The organism is Bradyrhizobium cenepequi, assembly GCF_020329485.1.
GTDB lineage: Bacteria > Pseudomonadota > Alphaproteobacteria > Rhizobiales > Xanthobacteraceae > Bradyrhizobium > Bradyrhizobium cenepequi.
Map to the genome: position 1 here is coordinate 1 of NZ_JAGKJI010000074.1, position 24,468 is coordinate 24,468.

The following is a 24,468-nucleotide window of genomic DNA, read 5'->3' on the forward strand; positions in this document are numbered from 1 at the left end:
TTCAAGCTCCGGATCGGACAGTCCATACCATTGCTGCAGCAGCAGCGCCTTGAACATCACCAGCCGCGGGTAGGGCGGCGCGCCACGCTCCGGTTCCGGAAGGCCGCGCAGCACAAGCTCCACAGCCGCCCAATCGACCAGCTCGCCGATCCGCTTCAACGCTGGATTGCCTTTTCCCCGCCGCGATACCAGCGCATCTGCGAAGCTCGGTTGTCCAACCCGCCGATATGTCACTCCAGCCCCCTCTCCGATCCTCTCTTAGAGAATCGCAGATTCGCCCATTATGCAAAGCTCTCGTAAGCGGGAGAGGTGAAACACCCCTCACGCCTTGCGTTTCGCGGCTTCCTGCAAATCAGGCGCGTTGACGGCAGGGATCGCGACGCGGCCGGGGCCGGTATGCGCGAGCGCGGCGGCGGCTTTGTCGTTCTCCATGATCTTGGCCATCACGGCCTGGCCGGCGCGTTCGAAGATCGCGCGGTTCTCGATCACGAATTTCTGCGACTTGCGCAGCCCGTCGATATAGCCGTTGATTTCAGGGATCACGTAGCGCGCAACCATGTCCCAGCTTCGCCTGGTGTTTTCCGGATTGGCCCAGTCATGGACGAAGCCAACGATGGTGCCGACGCCGCCGGAAACCTGCACCAGATTCTTGATCATCTTCACGAGATCGTCGGGCGTGCCGATGGTGGAAGCGGCGCCCTCCACGAAAGCGGTCTTGTCGACGGCTTCGTCGGGCGAGGAGAACGCGGTCAGCCCGGGCCGCATCAGGGTGCCGACATTATATTCGTTGTGCCAGCGCATCAGCCCGGCGCCGGCCTCGCGCCGCGCCTGCTCGCGGGTCTCGGCGATGTGCCAGGAGAGCAGCACGCGCCAGTTCGACCGGCTCACGGTGGTGCCCGCCTTCTTGGCGGCGTCCTCGGCGAATTGCCATTGCTGCGGCAGCGCCATCAGGCCCTGGGTCGACATCGAGCCGAGCGAGATGATGCCGATGCCGTATTTGCCAGCGAGCGTCATGCCCGAGGGAGAGATCTGCGAGGCCACCACGAACGGCATGTCCTCCTGCAAGGGCAGGATCTGCAGCGCGGCATCATTCATCACGAACCAGTCGCTCTTTGCGGTGACGCGCTCGCCGTTGAACAGGCGGCGGATGATCGCGATTGCCTCGTCCTGGCGGTCGCGCTGGGTCATCGGGTCGATGCCGAGCGTGTGAGCGTCCGAGGCCAGCGCGCCAGGGCCGGAGCCGAAGATGGCGCGGCCGCCGGTCATGTGGTCGAGCTGCACCATGCGCTGGGCGACGTTGAAGGGATGGTGATAGGGCAGTGAGATCACGCCGGTGCCGAGCTTGATCCGCTTGGTGCGCTCGCCGGCGGCGGCCAGAAACATCTCCGGCGAGGCGATCATCTCCCAGCCCGAGGAGTGATGCTCGCCGCACCAGAACTCGTCATAGCCGAGCTCGTCGAGCTGCTGGACGAAATCGAGGTCACGGCGGAATTGCAGCATCGGATGCTCGCCGATCGGGTGATGCGGGGCGAGGAAGGCTCCGAATTTCAGGCGCGCCATTGGGTGTTCTCTCCAGGATTATCGTTGTCGTGAGCGTCGCGCCAACCTACGGGCAGGGCAGGTCCGGCGCAATCCTTCGGGCCCGCGGGACCTGCATGGTTGTTGCGCAGGAGGCGCGGCATGCCGCCGCTCGGAATTTCACCAGGGCTACAGACTTACCTCGGAGGTAATCGCGGGAATGAGCCGAATCTGTAGCTTGCGGGCACAACAGATTTTGAACGGAACAGCCCGCCATGCATCAGATCGTGACGACGCCAGTGGATTCCTCGCGGCGCTGGTGGGTATTGGCGACGGTGGTCGCCGCGCAATTCATGTTCGGGGTGGATGCTTTCATCGTCAATGTCGCGATCCCGACCATGGCAGTGGAATTGCATGCGAGTGCGGCGCAGATCGAGGCGGTCCTCGCGATCTACCTGATCGGCTATGCGACGCTGGTCGTCACTGGCGGCCGGCTCGGCGATATCTACGGCACCAGGAATGTGTTCGTCGCCGGCGTCGCGGGTTTCAGCCTGGCCTCGCTGTGGTGCGGGCTTGCGCAATCCGGACCCGAATTGATCATCGCGCGACTGGCGCAGGGCGCGACCGCCGCGCTGATGGTGCCGCAGGTGCTGGCGACGCTACATCTGTTGTTTGCGGATTCCGCGCGCGCCCGTGCGTTTGGTATTTACGGCATCGTGCTGGGTTTGGCGGGCGCCGCCGGCTTCCTGCTCGGCGGCGTGCTGGTGACGCTTGATCTTGCCGGTCTCGGCTGGCGCGCGGTGTTCTTCGTCAACGTGCCCTTCGGCATCGCTATCATTGCCGCGGCACTCAGGATCATGCCGACGGTGCCGCGTCGCGCGGGTACGCGGCTCGATATTCCCGGTGCGGTGGTGCTGTTTGCGGGACTATTGTGCCTGATCGGTCCGCTGTTGTTCGGCCACGATGTGCACTGGTCGGCCTGGATATGGCTGGTAATGGCGGGCGGCGTCGCGATCATCGCGGCGTTCGTCCGACTCGAGCGCATGGTGGCGCGGCGTGGCGGCATGCCGCTGATCGATCTCGCGCTGCTGGCGGACTCGGCTTTCATGCGCGGACTGGTCGCGGTGTTCTTTTTCTTCTTCGCCAATCTCTCGTTCTACCTGGTCATGACCATGTTCATGCAGAACGCGCTGCATATTCCGCCGCTTCAGGCCGGGCTGGTGTTCGTGCCGCTGGCGCTGACCTTCGTGGTCGCCTCGCGCCATAGCGGTGCGCGGGCCAAGCATCGCGGCACGCTGGTGCTGATCGAGGGCTGCGCGCTGCAGATCATAGGCCTTGCGGCGATCGGTGCGATGGCCTCATTGATTGAGGCGCCTTTCGCGCTGTTGCTTGCGTCGGTGCTGATGATCTTCGGCTACGGGCAGGGATTGGTGATGGCGCCGCTTTCGAGCGCGGTGCTCTCGACGGTGAAGCCTGCGAGTGCGGGCGCGGGCTCCGGCATGTATGGCACGACAACGCAGATCGGCAATGCGGCCGGCGTGGCCGCAATTGGCGCTGTATTTTTCGCGATCGAAGCAGCAGGCTCAGCGCGGTTGGCGCTCCATGCGGCATGCGCATTGTTTGGGCTGTCGATCATCATTTGCGCCGCATTCCTGTCATGGATGCGGCGCGCAACATGATCGCAAATTAATCTCGGCATCACGAATTTACCGATGAGCTCACGATTTCGGGGGAATGACAGTATACGGACTTTTTATTTTGCGCTGCAGCAACTATGTGATGAAGCCGACGCTGGTCGAAATCACCTCAGGAGTTGCTGTTGTCACTCGCCAAGAACATCGAGTTCCTAAGCCATCTGCCCCGGCTGAATGGATTCAATGGGCTTGCCGCCGTCTACGGGCGAAGGCTTGCACCCGCGGTCGATAGTCCGCTGGTCGAGACCGCCGATTTTGGCTCGAATCCGGGCGCACTGAAAATGCACTCGTTCGTGCCGGAAGGGCTGCCGCGCGGTGCGGCGCTCGTCGTCGTGCTGCATGGTTGCGGCCAGAACGCGGCTGGCTACGACCTCGGTGCGGGCTGGTCGACGCTTGCCCGTCATTATGGCTTTGCACTCCTGTTGCCAGAACAACAGCTCGCGAACAACGCCAACACCTGCTTCAATTGGTTCAATCCGCAAGACATCGAACGAGGCAACGGCGAAGCTGGTTCGATCCGTCAGATGATCGCGCGCATGGTCGCCGACCAAGAGCTCGATCCGCGCCGTATCTTTATCACCGGGCTTTCCGCCGGCGGCGCAATGACCTCGGTGATGCTTGCGACCTATCCGGAGGTGTTCGCCGCTGGCGCGATCATTGCGGGCCTGCCATTCGGGATCGCCACCAATCTGCGCGAGGCGCTCGGCGGCATGATGCAGTCGGGATCGCGGCCGGCGCACGAGTTAGGCGATCTCGTGCGTCACGCCTCGAAGCACAGGGGTACATGGCCGAGAGTGTCGGTGTGGCACGGCAGCGCCGACCGCACTGTCAATCCCGCAAATGCGGACGCGATCGTGAAGCAATGGCTTGACGTCCATGGTTTCCCCGAGGCGCCGATGGCGACGACCACAGTCGACGGCTATCCGCGCGAAGTCTGGTGGAAGGAAGATGGCGAGACGGTGATCGAATCCTACACCATTACCGGCATGGCGCACGGCACGCCGCTTGGCGTGGCCGCCAACGACGAGCGTTATGGCGAAGCCGGCGCGTTCCTGATCGATGCCGGTATTTCGTCGTCCTATCACATCGCGAAATTCTTCGGCCTCACTGAACGGGCGAGCAAGCCCGCCGCAAAGCCGGTCGCGAACGAAGCCGTCAAGCCGACGTCGCGAGCGCGGGCGACGCAGCCTCGTCCGGCGGCAGCACCGCGCACGCTCCGCCGCCGCGCGGTTGAGATCGGCGACGCGATCACGCGTGCGCTGACGGCCGCCGGCTTGATGAAGTAGCCTCGGTGAGCGCCGCGGCCACAAGCTGCGGCGCAGCCTACAGCTCGCCGGTGATGAACGGGTTGGTCATCCGCTCCTGACCGATGCTGGAGCCGGCGCCATGGCCGCAGATGAAGCCGACATCGTCGCCGAGCGGCAGCAGCTTCTCCTTGATCGACCTGATCAGCGTTTCGTGGCTGCCGCCGGGCAGGTCGGTGCGGCCGACCGAGCCGTTGAACAGGACGTCGCCGACATGGGCAAAGCGCAATTCCTTGTTGAAGAACACGACGCTGCCAGGCGAATGGCCGGGGCAATGCAGGATCTCGAAGGTGAGTTTTCCGATCGTGACCTGATCGCCTTCCTCGAGCCAACGGTCCGGCGCAAAATCGCGCACGCCGGTCATGCCGAAGCGCGCGCCGCTGCTGACGACATTGTCGAGCAGATATTTGTCGGCGACATGCGGACCCTCGATCGGCACCTTGAGCGCGTCGCGCAATTCGGCCGCGCCGCCGACATGGTCGATATGACCATGCGTGATCCAGATCTTCTCGACGCTAACGCCGGTCTGTTTGATCGCCTCTTGGATCTTCGGGACGTCGCCGCCGGGATCGATCACGACCCCCTTCTTGGTCGGCTCGTGCCAGAGAATGGTACAGTTTTGCTCGAACAGCGTTACCGGCACGATGATCGCGCCGGCCTTCGGCTTTGTCTCGGTCTTGTCATCCATCGCGGCACCATATGCCTTCCGAAAATCGCGTCAACACGTCCTGGGAACGCCGTGCTGCCGCGGGCCGGACTGTGATAGGATCGCACAGTTCTTCATTTAGTGGTGCGTCACCGAAATGGCATCCACCGTAACGGAACCATCGGCGAGTCAGGCCTCCAGATCGCCGCTCGGCGGGACCCGGATCACGGCTCGCGCCTTTTTTGTGGCCGAGCGCCTGAACACGTCGGGGCTCGAGCGCAGCGATGTGCTGGCAACGACGCCATTGGCGTTCCGCGTCAATGAGAACGGCGTCGCCATCTTGTTCCGTTATGGCGTCGTGGTTCTGATCGGGCTGAATGCGCTGGAGGAGGATGAGTTCCTGCGCGGGCTGCAGTCGCGCCTGGTTGGGTCGTTCGCGCGGCGCGAAGAGGAGAGCGCCACCATCGAGCTCGCGTCCGAGAAGGACGATCAGATCCCGCCGGGCGGCCCGATCCATCTGCAGAGCTTGTCGCCGGAGCGGTTGATCCTCGTCGGTGAGGCGCTGGCGAAGAGCGTCGTGCTGGCCCGGCACGAACGCGAAGTCGCCGCCGTGTTCGACACCACCGAGCCGTTCGCGCGCGAGCTCGCCAAGAGCGGGCAGATCCATCGCGGCCGCCGCGCGATCCTGAAGCACATCGGCAATGCGTTGTCGGTCCGTCATCGGGTCTCAGGACCGGTCGAAGTGTCCGAGAAGCCCGACATCCTCTGGGACAAGCCGCAGCTCGAGCGGCTCTATGCCAGGCTCGAGGACGAATATGAACTGAAGGAGCGCGCCGAATCACTCAACCGCAAGCTCACGGTCATCGCCGAGACCGCGCAGGTCCTGACCGATATCATCGACACCCGCCGCTCGCTGCGGCTCGAGCTGATCATTGTCTTCCTGATCCTGTTCGAGGTGTTGATCACCATCTACCAGCTCGCGACCGGCCGCCACGTCTGAGCGCTCAGTCTTTCCCTCTCCCCGTTCTTACGGGGAGAGGTTGGGGTGAGGGGCTCTCTCCGCGATCACGGCGATAGTTGCCCTCGCGGAGGCTCCCCCTCACCCGGATCGCATCTACGATGCGATCCGACCTCTCCCCGCAGGCGGGGAGAGGTGAAGCGGAGCTCGCGGCTTGCTTCGATACGAATCATTGATGCGCGGCGCATCGAAATTTTCACGCAAACCCGTCACGCGTTAGCACGTTGCCACGTTCAAGCCTGAATTGAAGGGTCACGTGGCCACATGGGCGATATGGGCGGCATTGACGAAGATTGGTGGCGGAGCGGCATCTTCTATCAGGTGTATCCGCGCTCGTTTCAGGATTCCAATGGCGACGGGGTCGGCGATCTCAAGGGGATTTTGCAGCGGCTGCCCTATCTCAGAGAACTTGGCATCGACGCGGTCTGGCTGTCGCCGGTCTATCCATCGCCGATGGCCGATTTCGGCTACGATATTTCCGACTATACCGGCGTCGATCCGCTGTTCGGCACGATGGAGGATTTCGACACGCTGGTCGCGGCAGCCCACGACGCGGGGCTCAAGCTGATCCTCGATCTGGTGCCGAACCACACCTCGGATCGGCACCCCTGGTTCGTCGAATCGAGAAGCTCGCGCGATAATGCCAAGCGCAATTGGTACATCTGGCGCGATCCGAAGCCGGGCGGCGGTCCGCCGAACAACTGGTTATCCGAATTCGGCGGCAGCGCCTGGGAATATGACAGCGAGAGCGGGCAATATTACTACCACGCCTTCCTGGCCCAGCAGCCGGACCTGAACTGGCGCAACCCGGAAGTCCGCCAGGCGATCTATGACGTGATGCGGTTTTGGCTCGGCAAGGGCGCCGACGGTTTTCGCGTCGACGTCATCTGGCATCTGATCAAGGACGCCAAGTTTCGCGACAACCCGCCCAACCCGCATTATCACGAGGGCCGGCCGCCGCATGAGAAATTCCTGACGCAATATTCCACCGACCAAGTGGAGGTGCACGAGGTGATCGCCGAGATGCGGCGCGTCACCGACGAATTCGAGGCCCGCGTGTTGATCGGCGAGATCTACTTGCCGCTGCATCGACTCGTTGCCTACTACGGCAACGATCTTGCCGGCACGCAGATGCCATTCAACTTCGCGCTGGTGTCGACCTTGTGGAGCGCGCGCTCGATCGAGCGCATCATCGAGGATTATGAGAAGGCGCTGCCGCCGGGCGCATGGCCGAACTGGGTGCTTGGCAATCACGACCGGCCACGGATCGCGAGCCGGGTCGGACCTGAGCAGGCGCGAGTTGCCGCCATGCTGCTGCTGACGCTACGCGGCACGCCCACGCTCTACTACGGCGATGAGATCGGCATGCGCCAGGTTCCGATTGCGCCCAATGAAGTGCGCGATCCCTTCGAGAGGAACGTGCCGGGCCTCGGCGTTGGTCGTGACGGCTGCCGCACGCCGATGCAATGGGATGCGGAGCCTAATGCCGGTTTCTCGACCGCAAAGCCCTGGCTGCCGCTCGCCCACGATGCGCTGCACGAAAACGTCGCCAGCCTCAAGGCCGACAAGACGTCGATCCTCAATTTGTACAAGGCGCTGATTGCGCTCCGGCGCGAATGGCCCCAGCTCGTGACCGGCAGCTATGAACGGATCGCCGCGCAAGGCGACATCCTGCTCTATCGTCGGCGTGGCGAGGAGGGCGCGCTGATCGTGGCGCTGAACTTAGGAGCCGATCCGGCCGCCGTCACCTCGAGCGCGATCGCCTTCGGCAGCGAGATCCTGCTGTCGACCTTCCTCGACCGCAAGGGCGAGACGATCGAAGGCGTGCTCGAGCTGCGCGGCGATGAAGGCGTCATCATCGCTCCGCCGCGCTAGTTCGATTTGAACGTCGCTAGCGCGGCGAACTCCCATCTCTCCCCTTGTGGGAGAGGTCGGAATTAAAGCGCAGCTTGAATTCCGGGTGAGGGGTTTGCCTCCGCGAGCGCAAGTCCCTCGAGAGACCGGGAGACCCCTCATCCGGATCGCATTCCGCTTCGCTGCATGCGCTCCGGCCTCTCCCACAAGGGGAGAGGCGGGACGGAGCGAGCGGAAGCGATGTCGATAAACTCTGCAAAATCGGCTACGCTGTTCCGATGGAATCGTCCGCCCGCCACATCGCCCTTGTCCGGCCGCCGGACCGTCGCCAATCGGAGACGGCGCTTGCGATCGCGCGCGGGACGGCGCGGCTGTTGCGCTCGCTTGGCTTCTCCTGCATCAGCGAACTGTCGCTGCCGTCGGGGCGGCGTGCCGATCTGGTGGCGCTGAACGAGCGCGGCGAGATCTGGATCGTTGAGATCAAGTCATCGGTGGAGGATCTACGCGCCGATCAAAAGTGGCAGGACTACCGCCTCCATTGCGACCGTCTGTTCTTTGCCTTCACGCAGGATCTGCCCTGCGAGATCTTTCCCGCGGATACCGGCCTGATCATCGCCGACGCCTATGGTGCGCATCTGCATTGCGAGGCGCCGGAGCATCGCCTGCCGGCGCCGACCCGCAAGCTGATGACGGTGCGCTTTGCGATGGCTGCCGCGCAGCGGTTCAATCGCCTGCTCGACCCGCAAGGACACGCGGAGTTTTGATGTGGTGATGCCGTAGGATGGGCAAAGCGCAGCGTGCCCACCACTCACGATCGGTGCAAGAGAAGGTGGGCACGCTGCGCTTTGCCCACCCTACAAGTCAGCTGCGAATTCGGAGAATCACCGCGGCGCGCGCTTGGCCAGAATTCGCTGCAGCGTCCTGCGGTGCATGTTGAGGCGGCGTGCGGTTTCCGAGACGTTGCGGTTGCACATCTCGTAGATCCGCTGGATGTGCTCCCAGCGCACGCGGTCCGCCGACATCGGGTTGGCCGGCGGTTCGGATTTCTCGGTGCCGCTGGCGAGCAGGGCTGCGACGACGTCGTCGGCGTCCGCGGGCTTCGAGAGATAATCGATCGCGCCCATCTTCACTGCGGTCACGGCGGTGGCGATGTTGCCATAGCCGGTGAGCACGATCGCGCGTGCATCGGGACGCTTGCGCTTCAGCGCGGAAACAACCTCGAGGCCGTTGCCGTCACCGAGCCGGAGATCGACCACCGCGAAGGCGGGCGCGGCCTTGCCAATCTGCGCGAGGCCATCGGACACGGTGTCGCACGATGTCACGGTGAAGCCGCGGGTCTCCATGGCGCGCGACAGGCGCTCCAGAAACGGCTTGTCGTCCTCGACGATGAGCAATGAGCGGTCAGCTTGATCGTTCAGTTCGGCGATGGCGTTCACGGTTTTGCTATCCCTGTGTCCAATCTTCAACATATGGCGCGTGACTGCGGCGATGCCAAGGCCATCGAGGAAGGCCGGTCGGGAAGGCCCGGCTAGGCCTCGTTCAAGATCGAATGGTTATGCGTCAAATTGTCGAATTGTGCTCAGCCTGCCATTTCGCCCGCAGCTTCGCTCGACTCGAACACGCTGCGCGGCCATACGATCTGCACCACGGCGCCGTGATCGGGAAATACCCGGTTGGTGAAAGTGACCTTCGCGCCGGTACGCTCCAGCAGCGTCCGCGCGATGAAAACGCCAAGCCCAAGCCCTGTGCGGCCGTTTTGCGCCTCATCGTCGCTGCGGCGCCGCGACAAATAAGGTTCGCCGATCCGGTTCAGCATATCAGGAGCGATGCCGGGACCGTCATCGGAAATGACGATTTCGACGGTGTCGACGTTCCACCACGCATTCACCTCAACGGTCTGGTTGGCGAAATCCACCGCATTTTCCAGGATGTTGCCGACGCCATAGAGGATCGCCGGGTTGCGGGCGCCGACCGGTTCCGTGGCGGCTGCGACAGCTAGCCGCACCTTGATTGCAACGCCGAAATCCCGATGCGGTGCAACAGCCTCCTCGATCAGCGTCGACAGTTTCATGCGGTCGAACGGCGCTCCGGTGGAGGAGAGCTGGGTGATTTTGCTCAAGATGTCGCGGCAGCGCTGCGCCTGCTCGCGCAGCGTCTTCAGGTCAGAGGCGATCTGGCCGTCCTTCACCGTACCTTCCAGCTCGCGCGAGATCAGGAAGATGGTCGAAAGCGGCGTGCCAAGCTCGTGTGCGGCCGCGGCCGCGAGACCGTCGAGCTGGGTGAGATGCTGCTCGCGCGCCAACACCAGTTCGGTCGCCGCCAGCGCGTCGGTGAGCTTTCGCGTGTCCTCGGTGACCTGGAACGCGTAGAGGCTGGTGACGCCGATCGCGAGCAGGATCGAGAGCCAGACGCCGAACAGATAGATCGGCGGCAGCACCAATGGATCATCGGTGTCCCAGGGCAGCGGCAAATGAAAGAACACCAGCGCGGACGCGCAGGCGACCGCGAGACAACCGAGCGCGATCGTCAGCCGGACCGGCAGCGCGGTGGCGGAAATCAGGACTGGAGCCAGGAACAGGAACGAGAACGGATTCTGCAGGCCGCCGGTCAGGAACAGCAAGGCGGCGAGCTCGACAATGTTGAGTGCGAGCAGTGCCGCGGCATAGATCGGCTCGAGCCGCTGCATCGGGTTGAAGGCGATCTGCAAGGCGAGATTGAGCAGCGCCGACAGCGCGATGATGGCGATGCAGGGGATGACGGGAACGTCGAATTCAAGGCCCTGGGCCACGATGAAGATCGCAGCGAGCTGACCAAGCGCGGCCAGCCAACGCAACCGCAGAATCGTATCCAGACGGACATGGCGGCGCGGTTGGCGGAAATCGGAGGCGACTACGTCGGTCATGGCGCTACTCTAGCTACATGACACCCCGATCACAAACGCGCGTGATCTGGCTGTTGTGGCTCCGTCATGGCCGGGCAGGACGACCTCCTTGCGCTCGGGGACATGATGCCTCAATGAAGCGGACTGCATGAACATCGAAGACACAATTCCGCGCAAGTCGCCAGCGTCCGCTTCCGATCCCGCAGCTTCGGCCGCGATCGATGTCGCGCATCTGGTGAAGGTGTACAAGGCCACCCGTGCAGTCGACGATGTCTCGTTTCGGATCGCGCGCGGCAGCATCACCGGGCTGCTCGGCGGCAATGGCGCCGGCAAGACCACGACGATCGCCATGATCATGGGCTTGGTGCTGCCGACCTCCGGCCGCATCCATGTGCTGGGCTTTCCGATGCCCGAAGAGAGCGCCGAGGTGCTCGGGCGGATGAATTTCGAGAGCCCCTATGTCGACATGCCGATGCGACTCACTGTGCGCCAGAACCTCACGATCTTCGGCCGGCTCTATGCCGTGCGAAATCTTGCAGACCGGATCGATCGGCTCGTGGCCGACCTTGATCTGCGCGACTTCATCGACCGCGCCAACGGCAAGCTCTCCGCCGGCCAGAAGACGCGCGTGGCGCTCGCCAAGGCGCTGATCAACGAGCCAGAACTCCTGCTCCTGGACGAGCCGACTGCTTCACTCGATCCCGATACCGCCGATTGGGTCCGGCAGCATCTGGAGAACTACCGCAAGAGCCATAATGCGACGATCCTGCTCGCCTCGCACAACATGCTGGAGGTGGAGCGGCTGTGCGACCGCGTCATCATCATGAAGCGCGGCAAGATCGAGGATGACGATAGTCCCGACCGCATCATGGCCCGCTACAACCGCGACACGCTCGAAGAGGTGTTCCTGGATGTCGCCCGCGGCCGCACCCGGGAGAGTGCGACATGAGCGAGATCGCCGTTCATCACGGGCTGTCGCTCAACCGCATCAACGCGATGGTGCTGCGCTACTGGTATCTGTTGCTGTCGTCGTGGCCGCGATTGTTGGAACTGGTCTACTGGCCGGCACTGCAGATCATCACCTGGGGGTTCCTGCAGAACTATATCTCGCAGACCTCGGGCTTCTTCGCGCAAGCCGGTGGCACCCTGATCGGCGCCGTCATCCTGTGGGACATCCTGTTCCGCGGTCAGCTCGGCTTTTCGATCTCTTTTTTGGAAGAGATGTGGGCGCGCAACCTCGGCAACCTGATGATGAGCCCGCTGAAGCCGATCGAGTTCCTGATCTCGCTGATGATCATGAGCGTGATTCGGCTCGCGATCGGGGTCATTCCGATGACGCTGCTCGCGTTCTTCTTCTTCGGCTTCAACTTCTATGCCATCGGCCTGCCGCTGATCGCCTTCTTCTGCAACCTGATCTTCACGAGCTGGTCGGTCGGCATTTTCGCCTCCGGCCTGGTGCTGCGGAACGGGCTCGGCGCAGAGAGTATCGTCTGGACGCTGATGTTCGCGCTGATGCCGCTGGCCTGCATCTATTATCCCGTCAGCGTATTGCCGCACTGGTTGCAGATCGTCGCCTGGATGCTGCCGCCGACCTATGTTTTCGAGGGCATGCGGTCGCTTTTGATCGACCACGTCTTCCGCGTCGACCTCATGGTCCACGCCCTCGTCATCAACGCGGTGCTGCTTGTTGCGTCATTTTCGATATTTCTTGCCCTTTTGCGTAGCGCCAAACGCAATGGTTCGCTGCTCGGCGGCGGCGAATAACCTTCACTTTCCCGTGGATTCTCGGTTGTTTAGGGCTTTTTCGGCCGTAGATGTAGTGACAGGTGCATTGACGCATTATTACGCATTCGACAGTATGTTGCGTCGCAAACGAGGATTTTGAAGCAAATGCCAATTGGTGAATTTGGCGGCGCCCCGCCGCTGGCGGCCGAAGGCAGTCCGGCGCTCACGACGCCACTGTACTGGATGTACGAGATGGGGCATGCGTCGCTGAACCCGGTGCGCGCGGTGACCGACGCCACCAAGATCCTGTTTCAGAATCCGCTCAATCCGTGGACGCATACCAAAGTCGGCAAATCCGTCGCTGCGGCCTGCGAACTGTTTGAGCGCACCACCCGCCGCTACGGCAAGCCGGAATGGGGCCTCGACGAGACCGAGGTCAATGGCGTGCGTACGGCAGTGGAGGTCCACTCGATCTGGGAAAAGCCGTTCTGCCGGCTGCTCTATTTCGATCGCAAGCTCACCCGGCCGCTGCGCGCGCCGCAGCCGCGCGTGCTGATCGTGGCGCCGATGTCCGGGCATTATGCGACGCTGCTACGTGGCACGGTCGAGGCCTTCCTGCCGACCCATGAGGTCTACATCACCGATTGGGCCGATGCGCGCATGGTGCCGCTGTCCGAAGGCCGCTTCGATCTCGATGACTATGTCGATTACCTCGTCGAGATGCTGCATGTGCTTGGCGGCAACATGCATGTCGTCGCGGTCTGCCAACCCTCGGTGCCCGTGGTGGTCGCGGTTTCCCTCATGGAAGCGCGGCGCGATCCGTTCGTGCCGCTGTCGATGACGCTGATGGGCGGTCCGATCGACACCCGCCGCAATCCGACTGCGGTGAACAACCTCGCTGCCGAACGCGGCATCGATTGGTTCCGCCAGAATGTCATCACCAAGGTGCCGTTCCCGCATCCTGGCATGATGCGCGACGTCTATCCGGGATTCCTGCAGCTCAACGGATTCATCAGCATGAATCTCGACCGCCACATGGACGCGCACAAGGCGCTATTCGCCAATCTGGTGAAGGGCGACGGCGATCTCGTCGACAAGCACCGCGAATTCTATGACGAATATCTCGCGGTGATGGACCTGACCGCCGAGTATTATCTGCAGACCGTCGACCTCGTCTTCGTCAAGCATGCGCTGCCGAACGGCGAGATGACTCATCGTGGCGAGCCGGTCGATCCCTCCAAGATCCGACGCGTTGCGTTGATGACGGTGGAAGGCGAGAAGGACGACATCTCCGGCCTTGGCCAGACCGAAGCGACGCATGGTTTGTGCACGTCGATTCCCGATCATCGCCGCGTGCACTACGTGCAGAAGGGCGTCGGCCATTACGGTGTGTTCAATGGTTCGCGTTTCCGCGCAGAAATCGTGCCGCGCATCTCCGATTTCATGGTCTCGGCGGCCAATACACGACTTTCCCTAGTCGCAGCCGCTGAATAGCGTTGCGTCTAGGCCAATTTCAGTGGGTTCATAAGCCGCTGAATTGATTAAAAGAATCCGGATTCGCCGATCGCTCAAGGAATGAGTTTGAACTCGTTCCTTGAGCGGCGAATTCGGACCGGCTCGGCCCAAATTTTTTGGGTTCCGACCCCCGTATGTAGAGGTCAAATCGCGGCCAACCTCTGTATGTTGGGCAAATGATTTGTTTTTGCGCCGAGCGATTTCCCTGGCGGCGGATATGGCAGAATCCGGGCGAACTCCTCCTCCCCGGACTCTCAGAAATGGCTACTCGCGCGCTCCTTTATCGGCGGCCTACCGAACCCTCGACTCTTCTCATCAAGCACGGCTCCCAATATTTCGCGATCAGACTGCGGCGGCATAGGCGCGCGCGCCGTTACACGCTCCGCATTCATCCGACCGACCGCGAAGCGATCCTCACGATGCCGCCACGTGGTACGATCGCTGATGCGCGCGACTTCGCGCAGCTTCATGGTGGCTGGATCGCCGCGCGTCTCGGCCGCCTGCCGAAGGCGGCGCCGTTCCAACCCGGCACAGTGGTGCCGCTGCGCGGCGTGCCGCATCGGCTCGTGCATCGCGCTGGCGAGCGCGGCACGGTGTGGACCGAGATCCGTGACAGTGGCGAACGAATCTTGTGCGTGGCCGGCGAGCTGGAGCACATGGACCGTCGCGTGCATGACTTCCTCAAGCGCGAGGCGCGCAAGGATTTGCACAAAGCCTCGCTCGCCTATGCTGCGGAACTCGGCGTGCGCGTGCGCCGTGTCTCGATCCGCGATCAATCGAGCCGGTGGGGTTCCTGCACCTCGCACGGATCGCTATCGTTCTCCTGGCGTCTCATCCTCGCGCCGCCCTACGTCCTCGACTATCTCGCTGCGCATGAGGTCTCGCATCTCGTCGAGATGAACCACTCGCTGCGGTTCTGGAAGACCGTCGGCCGGATCTGCTCATCGGTCGATCGCGCCAAGACCTGGCTCGATACACACGGCAACGACCTGCACCGTTACGGGATCGAGGATTAGCTCAACTATCGCGTTTTCTTCGCTGTCATCGTTCGCGAAGGCGGACGATCCAGTATCCCATTGACGTTGGTGCTTATTCTACGAGGTCGCCGCGTACTGGATGCCCCGCCTGAGCCTGTCATCGGGCTCGCCGAAGGCGAGACCCGGTGGCGGGGCATGACGGCGAATGATGGTGGCTGCGCCATCGGAGCTACCGATTTCCGCCGAACAGGCGATCCACCAGCCAGCCATCCAATCCTGCCGCCGCTTCCGGACGTGCATTGGGATTGGGTTGCGTGGAGGCGCGCGTCGGCGGCGGCCGGTATTGACCGCCGGATGGAACGGGTGCGGGCGGTGCGAGTGACTGTGGCGATGGCGGGCTCACCTGCGACGAAGCTTGCACCAGATTCGATAGCGCCCAGCCGACTTGCGAATTCGGCAGGCTCGCGACCGGCACGCCCTGATGCGCCGATCGCATGAAGCGGGTCCACACTTCCACCGGCAGGCCGCCGCCGGTCGCCTTCTTGGTCGGCGAATTGTCGTCATTGCCGAGCCAGACGCCGGTGACGAGACTGGCGGTGTAGCCGATGAACCAGGCGTCGCGGAAATCCTGGCTGGTGCCGGTCTTGCCGGCGGCGGTCCAGCCGGGGATTTCGGCCTTGCGCGCGGTGCCGGAGATCAGCGTCTCCATCATCATCGCGTTCATCATCGCGACATAACGCGGCTCGATCACCCGGGCGAGCTGATCCGCCGGCCGGACATAGAGCAGCTTGCCCTTATCGGTGCGGATCTTCGTCACCACATGCGGCGAGACGGCCATGCCGCCATTGGCGAACGGCGCATAGGCGCCGACCAGTTCGATCACCGAGACCTCGGAGGTGCCGAGCGCGATCGAGGGATTGGCGTCGAGCTTGGAGGAGATGCCGAGCCGGTGCGCGGTCCGCACCACGTTCTTCGGCCCGACCTCGAGCCCGAGCCGAACCGCGACCGTGTTCAGCGACATCGCGAGCGCCTGCGTCAGCGTCACCGAGCCGAAATATTCGTGGGTGTAGTTCTCCGGCTTCCAGCCCTTGATATCGAGCGGGGCGTCGGTGCGGATCGTCTCCGGCGTCAGGCCGGCCTCGACCGCGGTGAGATAGACGAACGGCTTGAAGGCCGAGCCGGGCTGGCGCTTGGCGGTCACCGCGCGGTTGAACTGGCTCTCGGCATAGTTCCGTCCGCCCACCATGGCGCGCACCGCGCCGTCGGGCGTCATTGCCACCAGCGCGCCCTGGGTGACGTTGAACTTCACGCTCTTGGCGGCGAGCTCGTCGATGATGGCCGCTTCGGCCACGTTCTGCAGCTTCGGATCGATCGTGGTCTCAACCACGATGTTCTGGTCGATCTGACCGACAAGGTCGTCGAGCACTTCACCGATCCAGTCAGCGACATAATTCACGGTGCCGGCACCCGCCGGCTTCACGTTGTAGGAGGGATGGCCGATTGAGGCCTTCGCCTGGGCCTCGGTGATGAGCTTGGCGTCCGCCATCGCTGACAGCACGATCTGCGCGCGCTGCTCGGCGCCTTCAGGATTGCGGTTCGGCGCCAGCCGGGATGGCGATTTCACCAGGCCCGCAAGCATTGCGGCTTCGGCCAACGTCACGTTCTTCGCAGACTTGCCGAAATAGCGTTGCGCTGCCGCCTCCACGCCATAGGCGCCGGAGCCGAAATAGACGCGGTTGAGATAAAGCTCCAAAATCTCGTTCTTGGAGTGCTTGCGCTCCAGCCACAGCGCGAGCTCGGCCTCCTGCAGCTTGCGTTGCAAGGTGCGCTCCTGCGTGAGGAACAGGTTCTTGGCGAGCTGCTGCGTCAGCGTCGAGCCGCCCTGCGACACGCCGCGATGCAGGAGGTTGGTCACGGCCGCGCGAACAATGCCGATCGGATCGATGCCGTAATGCGAGTAGAAGCGGCGGTCCTCGATGGCGATGAAGGCTTTCGGCAGGTATGGCGGCAGGTCCTTCAGCGCGACATTGGCGCCGGCCATTTCGCCGCGCTGCGCCAGTACGCTGCCGCCCATGCCTACGATCTGGATCGTCGGCGGGCGCTTGGGGATTTCGAGCGATTGGATCGGGGGCAGGTGCGCGCCGACCCAGACCACGACGCCGACGACAGCAATCGCAGCCCACAGTCCGAGCACGACGCCCCAGTAGAAGAGGCGGCCGATCGAAAAGCCGCGGCGTGATTTCCGCCGTTTTCCGCTACTCGCGGCAGGCTTGCGCTCGCGCGGCGGTTCCGCACCGGCATCACCGCTGCTGCGCTTGGCGGATTTCTTTGGTCTGTCCTGGGGATTGGGGATGCGATCGGCCGGCGAGAGCCGCAAATCGGCGAGCGCGGCCGGAAGCCCAAATAGCGGCTCCTTGCGCCCGCCGCTCTTTTTCTTTCCGAAGGCCATCCAAAACGCTGCTCACACCACGCTCCGCGCACGCTAGCGTTCCCGGTTTAAGGCTCGGTTACACAAAGCTTAACGCGGGATTAGGAGGTGAGGCAGGGCGTGGTAAGGAATGGGGAACCAGGCGCAGAAAACGCGTCAAACAAAGAAGGGAGAGCCAAATGGGCCATATCGATCCGACCAAGGAAGTGTTCGCGCAGTTCAGGGAGAATGATCGGCCGGGGCCGATCCACATGCTCAACCTGGTCCGCCTGCGCGCTGAGGCAGCGTATCCCGACGGCCGCAAGGCCACGGGTGCAGAAGCCTATGCTGCCTATGGCCGTGAGAGCGGGCCAGTGTTCGAGCGGCTCGGTGGCCGCATCGTCTGGCAAGGCCGTTTCGAATTGATGCTGATCGGCCCGCAGGACGAGTGCTGGGACCACTGCTTCATCGCCGAATACCCAAGCGTCGCCGCCTTCGTCGAGATGATCCGCGATCCCGTCTATCGCGAGGCGGTGAAGCACCGCCAGGCCGCGGTCGAGGATTCGCGGCTGATCCGCCACGCGGTGCTGCCGGTCGGGAAGACGTTTGGGGAGATTCCGAAGTAGGTGTGTTTACGCTCCGCTCGTCATGCGCGGGCTTGACCCGCGCATCCATCAAGAAATGAACTCTTCTTTTGCGATGGATTGCCGGGTCAAGCCCGGCAATGACGGTCGGACGGCACGGCATCAAAACGAATCGGCGGCCCCGAGGCCGCCGATCGCTTGCCTTGCGAGGCTCGTCACTAGCCCGCCGGGCCGGCGTCCTCGAGGATCGGGCCGAACAGCTCCCAGCGCTCGCCGTTGAAGCGCATCATCTGGAGCTGCTTGTTGACGCGGTAGTCGGTCGGCGACGTACTGTTGACGATGCCGGGCAGCGACAGGTCGAGCTGCACGTTCTTCAGGCTGGAGGCCTGCTTCATGACGTTCTCGCGCGTCAGGTTATCGCCGCACTGCTTCAGCACGTGGATCAGGAGCTGCGCGGTCGAGTAGCCGTAGGTGTTGAAGTTCGAGTCCTTGTCGCCTTCGGGATAGTACTTGGCCATGAACTCGAAATACTTCTTCATGCCGGCATCGTCCTTCCAGGTCGGATCGAGCGGATCCTTGCCGTAGTTGACGCTGATCACACCCTTGGCCGCCTCGAGGCCCGCGGGCTTCATCACCGCGCCGACCGAAGTCGCGTTGATGTCGACGATCTGCACCGGCTTCCAGCCGAGCTCGGCGATCTTCTTGATCGCCTGTGCCGCCTGTTTCGGCGTCGAGGCGCTGAAGAACAGGTCGGCGCCGGCGTCCTTGATCTTGAGGATCTGGGAATCCACGGTCGGATCGGACACCTCGTAGGAGGCTTCCGCCACCACCATGCTGGCCGCCTTGTCGCCGAGGCCGGCCTTGATGCCGTTCAGGTAGTCTTTGCCGAGATCATCGTTCTGATAGAGGATGCCGATCTTGGCCTTCGGATGGTTCTTCAGAATGTATTGGCCGTAGACGCGGCCCTCGACGAAATAGTTCGGGTTGAAGCCCATCGTCCATGGGAAGTTCTTGGGATCGGTGAACTTCGAGGCGCCGGTCGCGGCGAACAGCTGCGGCACTTTCTTCGAGTTGAGATATTTCTGGACCGCGGCATTGGACGGCGTGCCAATGATCTGGAAGGTCAAAAGCACCTCGTCGCTTTCGACCAGCTTACGCACCTGCTCGACTGCCTTCGGCGGCGAATAGGCGTCGTCATACTGGATCAGGCTGATCTTGCGCCCGTTCACTCCGCCCTGGTCGTTGATCATCTTGATGTAGGCCGCCTGGGTCTTGCCGATCGAGGCATAGGCCGACGCAGGTCCGGAGAACGGCACGGTTTGGCCGACCTTGATCTCGGTGTCGCTTGCGCCGGGGTCGTATTTCTTCTGGGCATTGGCCGCTGAAACCGACAGCGCGAATGCCAGCGCCGTCCCTGTGACCAGATGCAAAAACCCGTTCCTCATTCGCAGCTTCCTCATGTGTTGTGATTGTGCCGATGATCTTCTGCGCCGAGTTCAAGGCCCGGTGGATGCCATCGCTGGCGGCGATAGTGGAGGAACCCTTGTTGCAATGCAAGGTGGAGTCGTGCCGAAAAGCCCAGCGATTTCAGTCGACCAAAGTAGGGGTGCCGCGCGAACGCAGCCGACGCCATCCCCGGAAACCGGGTGGACGCCAACGCTCGGCGGATGGAAGATGCGCGCGCTCATCGATGTCAGGAACGAAAGATGCCTGTTCGCGACAAGCTGACGAAGCCGGCCACAACGTTCGGCCTGGATCGGCTGGAAACGCCGATCGGGGTGGCTTTGCTGGTCACCGATGATGCCGGCATGTTGCGCGCGCTGGATTGGGAGGATTACGAGGCTCGCATGAACGCGCTGCTGCGCCTGCACTACGGCGTAGTGGTATTGAAACAGACGTGTTCGCCGAAGGAAATCCGCGCCGCGCTGTCTGAATATTTCAGGGGTGATCTCGATCGCCTCGGCAGCATCCAGTGGCGCGTCGCTGGCACGCCGTTCCAAAAGAAGGTCTGGACCGCGCTCGCCGGAATCCCCGTGGGCACCACGATGAGCTATGGTGCGATGGCGGCAAAGCTCGGTGCGCCCAACGCCCAGCGCGCGGTCGGCCACGCCAACAGCTCGAATCCGATCAGCGTCGTGCTGCCCTGCCATCGCCTGATCGGCGCCAACGGCGCGCTGGTCAAATATGGCGGCGGGCTCGAACGCAAGCGTTGGCTGCTCGCGCATGAAGGCGCGAAGATTCTTTAATTGCCGATATGCCCTAGCTGATGACGTGAGGCGGTGAGGCTTGTGCCCGCGATTGGCCGGCTCCGCGCGATCCAAGCACCATTTCCGTGGTCCAATTCATCAATAGCGAGGTGTAGGCGTGCTGGTGTTCCGGCTGGGAAAGCGCGTGATCTGCCCCGCTGATGACGCGGTAGGTAAGTGAGTGAGCCGCGCTGAACGAGAACCGGTAGCTGAGAATGGTTTCGTGCGGAATCAGGTCATCATGCTCGGACTCGATGATCAGCACGTCGCCGCGGAACTGGGTGCAAGCCCGCAAAACCCGATTGTCCCGCGGAGACACAAAGCTTCGGCGGTACGCCGCAAGCACCTGCCGGTCGAGCTGCCGCTTCGCGACATTCCATTCGTCATCCCTGTAAAGCGCCGGGACGCGAAACGCCAACCACCGTACGGCCCTTTCCGAGGTCAGAAGGGCGGCCAGATACGCGCCGTAGCTGCTTCCCACGATCGCGATTGCCGAACGATCGACCGCGGGGTGTTGCACCAGCGCGTCGTAGGCTGCGATCAGGTCATTGAGGTTCTGCTCGCGGGTGACGCTTTCGAATTGAGATTTTGTTCCCGCGTGGCCGCGCAGGTCGAATGTCAGGCAAACGCACCCCAGCGCAGCAATTTCGCGGGCGCGAACCAGATCGGTTTCCTGGCTTCCGCCCCAGCCGTGGACAAACAGGATGCCGGGAAATGAACTCGCTGGAGTTAGCAACGTGCCTGCCAGACGCTGATCCTCGACCTTGACTTCAATTGCCGTTTGCTCAGGGTTCATGCGTTACGTAGATGCGCGTATTTGGTGATTGGCCCGACCTGCTGGTCGACACCTTCAAAGTAGATAATCGCGTTCGTTGGCTTCGGCGGGCAGGTTCCGTACGCCTCAACCGCCGACACTTCGACAATCTTCAAATCAGGATCGGCAGCAAAGGCTTCAAGCGCAGTGATCTCACCCGGCGTTGCGCCACCAATCCGCCACGACTGTTCAAGCACACCGGAACAACGGCGTCCCGTCGCCGACGTTCCGCAAATGATATCGTAATTCCTTCGCGAAGCGATGATTTCCGGAAAATGCCGCCTGGCCGCAGCGTCGTAGCGCTGGGCCTGCGCGATCGCATGCCGTACTTCGCCCGGCGGATCACTCACGCTCACGAGATCGTCGAAGTCGCCACGCACGACCGAAAGGTCGGAGCCTCCGTAAGCGGTCTGCCCGAAATTGTCGCGTACGAGATTCTGCACGCCATAGTAGCTCGCGACCTGCCCTTCGAGCCGAATCTGCCCGACGCTATAGGTGAGCGGCGCTGCCAGATCCTCTTCGAGAACGAGCCCGAATTGCGAGAGCTGCGCCTGATCGAGCTTTTCCAGAACCGCTTCGAATTCAGAGGCCCTGCGTATGATCGATTGGCCGCGACCTCCGGTCGCCTTCACGGGCTTGATGCGGACCGGCCCTTCCCGAAGCAAACAGTGCATCGCGGCCTGCGCATCTTCGATGCAGAAGGCCGTATAGCCTCGAGGGACAATGTCATAGACCTCCGTCGCGAACTCGGACGACCAGTTCGCAGGTGACAAAGCACTGTCTGAGATCAAGCCATGGGTTATGGCTTTGGTACCGATGAATCCGTAGGGGACAACACCGCCAAACAGATCATCCTCTGCGACAATGCCGAGTTCGCGCGCAAGATCAATTCCGACGATCGTGTCCGTTGGCAAGAAGTACGGCCGATCAGGATGGCGAGAGGCGGGATCGAACTGCCCGCCGAAGCTGCCGCCCTTGAGGGCGGCAATCCTCTTGGCGATCCTGATGTGAGCAATCCTTTCGTGCGTCGCGCAAAAGCGCGTGCCGGGTGGCGTATGAACGACAACTGTCCGCTTGCCGGAAGATTCGTTTGTCATACAAGCTCCCCAAGCCTCTCTTTCACCAGTCCCTCTCGCCAGTTCTCTCTCCAAGTCTTTCAAGTTGCGCCGCGGCTCGCCCCGCAGTCAGGGAACGCCATCGAGACGGGCGCGTTCCGCGACATTTCAATGACGGGCTGGGAGATGGCAGGTAAGCACAGCGGCATCTATCGCCGCTTCAAATCAAAGCAGGCGCTTGCGACTTCTCCGGTTCGAAGGGCGTTAGCCGGGCCGGCGACGGATCAGAAACTTCTGCATGCCTTCGAGCACCAGTTCGCGGCGCTGGTTGAACACGGTGGAGCGCAGCGCCACGACGCCGGTGGTGCGGCCGGGCACCAGCTCGGTCACTTCGAGCGCGGGATAGATGGTGTCGCCGGCATAGACCGGCTTCAAGAAGCGGCTCGACTGTTCGAGAAAGCCGATCATGGATTCCTCGACGATGAAGGGGAACAGTCCGGCGCCGGGCGCGGTGTGGATCAGGGTCTGAAAGCCGTGCGCGAGCAGATCCGGCATGCCGCGGGCGCGGCAGTATTCGACATCATAGTGGATCGGATGGGTATCGCCGCTGGCGGTCTGGAACGCCGCGAACACGGCCTCCGTCTGGGTCCGGCTCGGGATCACGAAGCGCTCGCCCAAGGCGAAATCTTCGAACCAGCGCTGTGCTTGCACCGTGCGGTGCCGGGCGGGGTCGAAGTCGGTCATATCCGGGGTTTCCTCTGATCGTAATCTTGTTCACTCCACCGCTAGCGCAGCAGGAGCGCTGCGACAATCCGTGCAATTCGTCAGGTGCAGGCTTGTCCCTGACAACTATGTCTTTAAAAACGGATCTGCCATGACGAGAATGGCCGAGCGTTGGCGTCCGGCCATGCTGCCAGCAAGAAACATCGCCCGCCTGATGAGCCTGTTCGCAAAACTCTCAGCCCACGATGATCGCTCCGCCCGGCTTACCGGCATCGCTCTGATGCTGCTGTCGATCTTCATGTTCTCTTTCGGCGATGCGATGGGGAAATTCCTTGTCGCGACCTATTCGGTCGGACAGCTATTGTGGCTGCGCGCCTGTGCGGCGCTGGTCGTGCTGTTGCCGATCATCTGGAAGCAGCGCGCGGAGTTCTTCCATCTCGAGCGTCCCTGGCTGCAATTGCTGCGGGTGACGCTGTCGACGCTCGAGGTCGCCGCCTTCTTCCTTGCGACCGTCTACCTGCCGCTCGCCGACGTCATCACCTATTATCTCGCCGGCCCGATCTTCGTCACCGCGCTGTCGGGCCTGGTGCTGGGCGAGGAGATCGGCTGGCGGCGTTGGAGCGCGATCCTGGTCGGCTTCTGCGGCGTGCTGATCGCACTCAGGCCGTCCGCGCAAACCGTGAGCTGGCCGGCGGTGATCGCGCTCGGCGGCAGCCTGTCGTTTGCAGTCCTGATGCTGATCACGCGCTCACTGCGCGCAACGCCCGATATCGTGCTGGCTTCGTCGCAGTTCGGCGGCACGTTCCTGCTCGGCGCCGTGCTGTCGCCATTCGGCTGGGTGACGCCGGATGCCGGCAGCCTCGCGATTTTCTTCGTCGCCGGCCTCACCTCGGTCGCCGCGCTGTTGTGCGTCAATCGCTCGCTGAAGCTGGCGCCGGCGAGCGTCGTGGTGCCCTACCAATATTCGATGATCGTCTGGGCGGTGATCTTCGGCTTCGTCGTGTTCGGCGACGTGCCGTCCTGGGCCACGATCGTCGGTGCCGCGATCATCATCGCCGCCGGGCTCTATATCTTCCTGCGCGAACAGAAGCTGGGGCGGGAAGAGCCCGTGGTGAGCCCGCCGGTGTAGCTCCAGGGAGGCTGCGATGAAGGGTGGGCAAAGCGAAGCGTGCCCACCATCCGCACTCGGCCCGTGGCGGTGGGCACGCGGCGCTTTGCCCACCCTTGTATTAGCGCGTTGGAGTAGAGTGAGATCGTTCCGTGAGGAATGGCCCAGCCCGGGTGGCCGCCCGAGCTGGGCTGCCGATCGATCGGATCGCTGCCCACCGAAGCCTTGAGGCTGCCTTGTAGCAAGATCGCGGTCGGCGCTTCATCGGGACCCGAATGGTTGAACGAACTTCAGGTTCGCATCACAAGGGAGGGTCGACGAAGATGGCCAAGCCTATCACAATCTGCGCCGGGATCGATACCGGCAAACGGAAGCTGGACGTGGCGCTCGACGGCAGCT

Annotated in this window: 22 protein-coding genes; 12 read left to right on the forward strand and 10 right to left on the reverse strand. The window is 62.8% G+C overall.

Annotated elements, in window-relative coordinates:
- Both J6497_RS41770 and J6497_RS37510 read right to left on the reverse strand, forming a co-directional pair.
- On the reverse strand, positions 1 to 234 hold a 234-nt coding region (locus J6497_RS41770), incomplete at its 3' end, for a transposase (protein WP_312010413.1).
- Between the two features lie 87 nt (positions 235 to 321).
- The gene (locus tag J6497_RS37510) at positions 322 to 1,560 is read right to left on the reverse strand and encodes an LLM class flavin-dependent oxidoreductase (RefSeq protein ID WP_225709211.1); all 1,239 of its coding nucleotides are present in this window, start codon (positions 1,558 to 1,560) and stop codon (positions 322 to 324) included.
- Positions 1,561 to 1,793: 233 nt separating this feature from the next.
- Here J6497_RS37510 and J6497_RS37515 point away from each other — a divergent pair, with 233 nt between their 5' ends.
- Together J6497_RS37515 and J6497_RS37520 are read left to right on the forward strand one after the other, a co-directional pair.
- The gene (locus J6497_RS37515) at positions 1,794 to 3,197 is read left to right on the forward strand and encodes an MFS transporter (protein ID WP_225709212.1); all 1,404 of its coding nucleotides are present in this window, start codon (positions 1,794 to 1,796) and stop codon (positions 3,195 to 3,197) included.
- Positions 3,198 to 3,337: 140 nt separating this feature from the next.
- Positions 3,338 to 4,498 (forward strand): extracellular catalytic domain type 1 short-chain-length polyhydroxyalkanoate depolymerase, encoded by a 1,161-nt coding sequence (locus tag J6497_RS37520; RefSeq protein ID WP_225709213.1) that lies wholly within the window; start codon positions 3,338 to 3,340, stop codon positions 4,496 to 4,498.
- Between the two features lie 37 nt (positions 4,499 to 4,535).
- Here J6497_RS37520 and J6497_RS37525 read toward each other — a convergent pair whose 3' ends face one another.
- Positions 4,536 to 5,204 carry an MBL fold metallo-hydrolase gene (locus tag J6497_RS37525; protein ID WP_225709214.1) on the reverse strand — a complete coding sequence of 223 codons (669 nt, stop codon included), beginning with the start codon at positions 5,202 to 5,204 and terminating at the stop codon, positions 4,536 to 4,538.
- A 115-nt stretch (positions 5,205 to 5,319) separates the two neighbouring features.
- On the opposite strand from J6497_RS37525, the gene J6497_RS37530 reads away from it, so the two are divergent.
- From J6497_RS37530 to J6497_RS37540, 3 genes are all read left to right on the forward strand, one after another.
- Positions 5,320 to 6,162 carry an RMD1 family protein gene (locus tag J6497_RS37530; protein ID WP_225709215.1) on the forward strand — a complete coding sequence of 281 codons (843 nt, stop codon included), beginning with the start codon at positions 5,320 to 5,322 and terminating at the stop codon, positions 6,160 to 6,162.
- 291 nt (positions 6,163 to 6,453) lie between these two features.
- Entirely contained in the window at positions 6,454 to 8,055 is a 1,602-nt protein-coding gene (locus J6497_RS37535) for an alpha-amylase family glycosyl hydrolase (RefSeq protein ID WP_225709230.1), read from the forward strand.
- A 257-nt stretch (positions 8,056 to 8,312) separates the two neighbouring features.
- On the forward strand, positions 8,313 to 8,798 hold the full coding sequence (locus tag J6497_RS37540; protein WP_225709216.1) for an MmcB family DNA repair protein: 486 nt from the start codon (positions 8,313 to 8,315) through the stop codon (positions 8,796 to 8,798).
- A 117-nt stretch (positions 8,799 to 8,915) separates the two neighbouring features.
- On the opposite strand, the gene J6497_RS37545 is transcribed toward J6497_RS37540, so the two are convergent.
- A complete protein-coding gene (locus J6497_RS37545) occupies positions 8,916 to 9,470 on the reverse strand; it encodes an ActR/PrrA/RegA family redox response regulator transcription factor (protein WP_225709217.1) in 555 nt (184 codons plus the stop codon).
- 143 nt (positions 9,471 to 9,613) lie between these two features.
- Positions 9,614 to 10,936, reverse strand: coding sequence for an ActS/PrrB/RegB family redox-sensitive histidine kinase (locus J6497_RS37550; RefSeq protein WP_225709218.1), 1,323 nt, complete (start codon positions 10,934 to 10,936; stop codon positions 9,614 to 9,616).
- Positions 10,937 to 11,063: 127 nt separating this feature from the next.
- Here J6497_RS37550 and J6497_RS37555 point away from each other — a divergent pair, with 127 nt between their 5' ends.
- The 4 genes from J6497_RS37555 to J6497_RS37570 all read left to right on the forward strand — a co-directional run bounded on the left by J6497_RS37555 (position 11,064) and on the right by J6497_RS37570 (position 15,171).
- On the forward strand, positions 11,064 to 11,864 hold the full coding sequence (locus tag J6497_RS37555; RefSeq protein ID WP_225709219.1) for an ABC transporter ATP-binding protein: 801 nt from the start codon (positions 11,064 to 11,066) through the stop codon (positions 11,862 to 11,864).
- A complete protein-coding gene (locus J6497_RS37560; RefSeq protein ID WP_225709220.1) occupies positions 11,861 to 12,679 on the forward strand; it encodes an ABC transporter permease in 819 nt (272 codons plus the stop codon). Before J6497_RS37555 ends, J6497_RS37560 begins: the two co-directional genes overlap by 4 nt.
- 126 nt (positions 12,680 to 12,805) lie before the next feature.
- Positions 12,806 to 14,134: a polyhydroxyalkanoate depolymerase gene (locus tag J6497_RS37565; protein ID WP_225709221.1), complete on the forward strand. Its 1,329-nt coding sequence runs from the start codon at positions 12,806 to 12,808 to the stop codon at positions 14,132 to 14,134.
- A gap of 197 nt (positions 14,135 to 14,331) precedes the next feature.
- Complete coding sequence (locus J6497_RS37570; RefSeq protein WP_225709222.1) at positions 14,332 to 15,171, forward strand: M48 family metallopeptidase; 840 nt, start codon at positions 14,332 to 14,334, stop codon at positions 15,169 to 15,171.
- A gap of 190 nt (positions 15,172 to 15,361) precedes the next feature.
- Here the strand turns inward: J6497_RS37570 and J6497_RS37575 are convergent, their stop codons facing one another.
- On the reverse strand, positions 15,362 to 17,581 hold the full coding sequence (locus J6497_RS37575; RefSeq protein WP_225709223.1) for a transglycosylase domain-containing protein: 2,220 nt from the start codon (positions 17,579 to 17,581) through the stop codon (positions 15,362 to 15,364).
- Positions 17,582 to 17,739: 158 nt separating this feature from the next.
- Between J6497_RS37575 and J6497_RS37580 the strand changes: the two genes are divergently transcribed.
- Positions 17,740 to 18,165 (forward strand): DUF1330 domain-containing protein, encoded by a 426-nt coding sequence (locus J6497_RS37580; protein ID WP_225709224.1) that lies wholly within the window; start codon positions 17,740 to 17,742, stop codon positions 18,163 to 18,165.
- Between the two features lie 176 nt (positions 18,166 to 18,341).
- Here the strand turns inward: J6497_RS37580 and J6497_RS37585 are convergent, their stop codons facing one another.
- Positions 18,342 to 19,568 carry an ABC transporter substrate-binding protein gene (locus J6497_RS37585; protein WP_225709225.1) on the reverse strand — a complete coding sequence of 409 codons (1,227 nt, stop codon included), beginning with the start codon at positions 19,566 to 19,568 and terminating at the stop codon, positions 18,342 to 18,344.
- Positions 19,569 to 19,829: 261 nt separating this feature from the next.
- On the opposite strand from J6497_RS37585, the gene J6497_RS37590 reads away from it, so the two are divergent.
- Positions 19,830 to 20,369: a methylated-DNA--[protein]-cysteine S-methyltransferase gene (locus J6497_RS37590; protein ID WP_225709226.1), complete on the forward strand. Its 540-nt coding sequence runs from the start codon at positions 19,830 to 19,832 to the stop codon at positions 20,367 to 20,369.
- A gap of 13 nt (positions 20,370 to 20,382) precedes the next feature.
- On the opposite strand, the gene J6497_RS37595 is transcribed toward J6497_RS37590, so the two are convergent.
- The 3 genes from J6497_RS37595 to J6497_RS37605 form a co-directional block, all read right to left on the reverse strand.
- Positions 20,383 to 21,165 (reverse strand): alpha/beta hydrolase family protein, encoded by a 783-nt coding sequence (locus J6497_RS37595; RefSeq protein ID WP_225709227.1) that lies wholly within the window; start codon positions 21,163 to 21,165, stop codon positions 20,383 to 20,385.
- Positions 21,162 to 22,343: a DUF3182 family protein gene (locus J6497_RS37600; RefSeq protein ID WP_225709228.1), complete on the reverse strand. Its 1,182-nt coding sequence runs from the start codon at positions 22,341 to 22,343 to the stop codon at positions 21,162 to 21,164. Before J6497_RS37600 ends, J6497_RS37595 begins: the two co-directional genes overlap by 4 nt.
- Before the next feature lie 159 nt (positions 22,344 to 22,502).
- Positions 22,503 to 22,982 (reverse strand): MaoC family dehydratase, encoded by a 480-nt coding sequence (locus J6497_RS37605; protein WP_225709229.1) that lies wholly within the window; start codon positions 22,980 to 22,982, stop codon positions 22,503 to 22,505.
- A gap of 193 nt (positions 22,983 to 23,175) precedes the next feature.
- On the opposite strand from J6497_RS37605, the gene J6497_RS37610 reads away from it, so the two are divergent.
- Positions 23,176 to 24,090, forward strand: a complete 915-nt coding sequence (locus J6497_RS37610; RefSeq protein WP_225709231.1) for a DMT family transporter — start codon at positions 23,176 to 23,178, stop codon at positions 24,088 to 24,090.
- The last annotated feature ends 378 nt before the right edge of the window (positions 24,091 to 24,468 follow it).

Excerpts from the sequence above, each read along its gene's own strand:
- J6497_RS37510 (WP_225709211.1), bottom strand. The coding sequence starts at position 1,560 with ATGGCGCGCCTGAAATTCGGAGCCTTCCTCGCCCCGCATCACCCGATC.
- J6497_RS37515 (WP_225709212.1), top strand. The coding sequence starts at position 1,794 with ATGCATCAGATCGTGACGACGCCAGTGGATTCCTCGCGGCGCTGGTGG.
- J6497_RS37525 (WP_225709214.1), bottom strand. The coding sequence starts at position 5,204 with ATGGATGACAAGACCGAGACAAAGCCGAAGGCCGGCGCGATCATCGTG.
- J6497_RS37530 (WP_225709215.1), top strand. The coding sequence starts at position 5,320 with ATGGCATCCACCGTAACGGAACCATCGGCGAGTCAGGCCTCCAGATCG.
- J6497_RS37535 (WP_225709230.1), top strand. The coding sequence starts at position 6,454 with ATGGGCGGCATTGACGAAGATTGGTGGCGGAGCGGCATCTTCTATCAG.
- J6497_RS37540 (WP_225709216.1), top strand. The coding sequence starts at position 8,313 with ATGGAATCGTCCGCCCGCCACATCGCCCTTGTCCGGCCGCCGGACCGT.
- J6497_RS37550 (WP_225709218.1), bottom strand. The coding sequence starts at position 10,936 with ATGACCGACGTAGTCGCCTCCGATTTCCGCCAACCGCGCCGCCATGTC.
- J6497_RS37555 (WP_225709219.1), top strand. The coding sequence starts at position 11,064 with ATGAACATCGAAGACACAATTCCGCGCAAGTCGCCAGCGTCCGCTTCC.
- J6497_RS37560 (WP_225709220.1), top strand. The coding sequence starts at position 11,861 with ATGAGCGAGATCGCCGTTCATCACGGGCTGTCGCTCAACCGCATCAAC.
- J6497_RS37565 (WP_225709221.1), top strand. The coding sequence starts at position 12,806 with ATGCCAATTGGTGAATTTGGCGGCGCCCCGCCGCTGGCGGCCGAAGGC.
- J6497_RS37570 (WP_225709222.1), top strand. The coding sequence starts at position 14,332 with ATGATTTGTTTTTGCGCCGAGCGATTTCCCTGGCGGCGGATATGGCAG.
- J6497_RS37575 (WP_225709223.1), bottom strand. The coding sequence starts at position 17,581 with ATGGCCTTCGGAAAGAAAAAGAGCGGCGGGCGCAAGGAGCCGCTATTT.
- J6497_RS37580 (WP_225709224.1), top strand. The coding sequence starts at position 17,740 with ATGGGCCATATCGATCCGACCAAGGAAGTGTTCGCGCAGTTCAGGGAG.
- J6497_RS37585 (WP_225709225.1), bottom strand. The coding sequence starts at position 19,568 with ATGAGGAACGGGTTTTTGCATCTGGTCACAGGGACGGCGCTGGCATTC.
- J6497_RS37590 (WP_225709226.1), top strand. The coding sequence starts at position 19,830 with ATGCCTGTTCGCGACAAGCTGACGAAGCCGGCCACAACGTTCGGCCTG.
- J6497_RS37595 (WP_225709227.1), bottom strand. The coding sequence starts at position 21,165 with ATGAACCCTGAGCAAACGGCAATTGAAGTCAAGGTCGAGGATCAGCGT.
- J6497_RS37605 (WP_225709229.1), bottom strand. The coding sequence starts at position 22,982 with ATGACCGACTTCGACCCCGCCCGGCACCGCACGGTGCAAGCACAGCGC.
- J6497_RS37610 (WP_225709231.1), top strand. The coding sequence starts at position 23,176 with ATGAGCCTGTTCGCAAAACTCTCAGCCCACGATGATCGCTCCGCCCGG.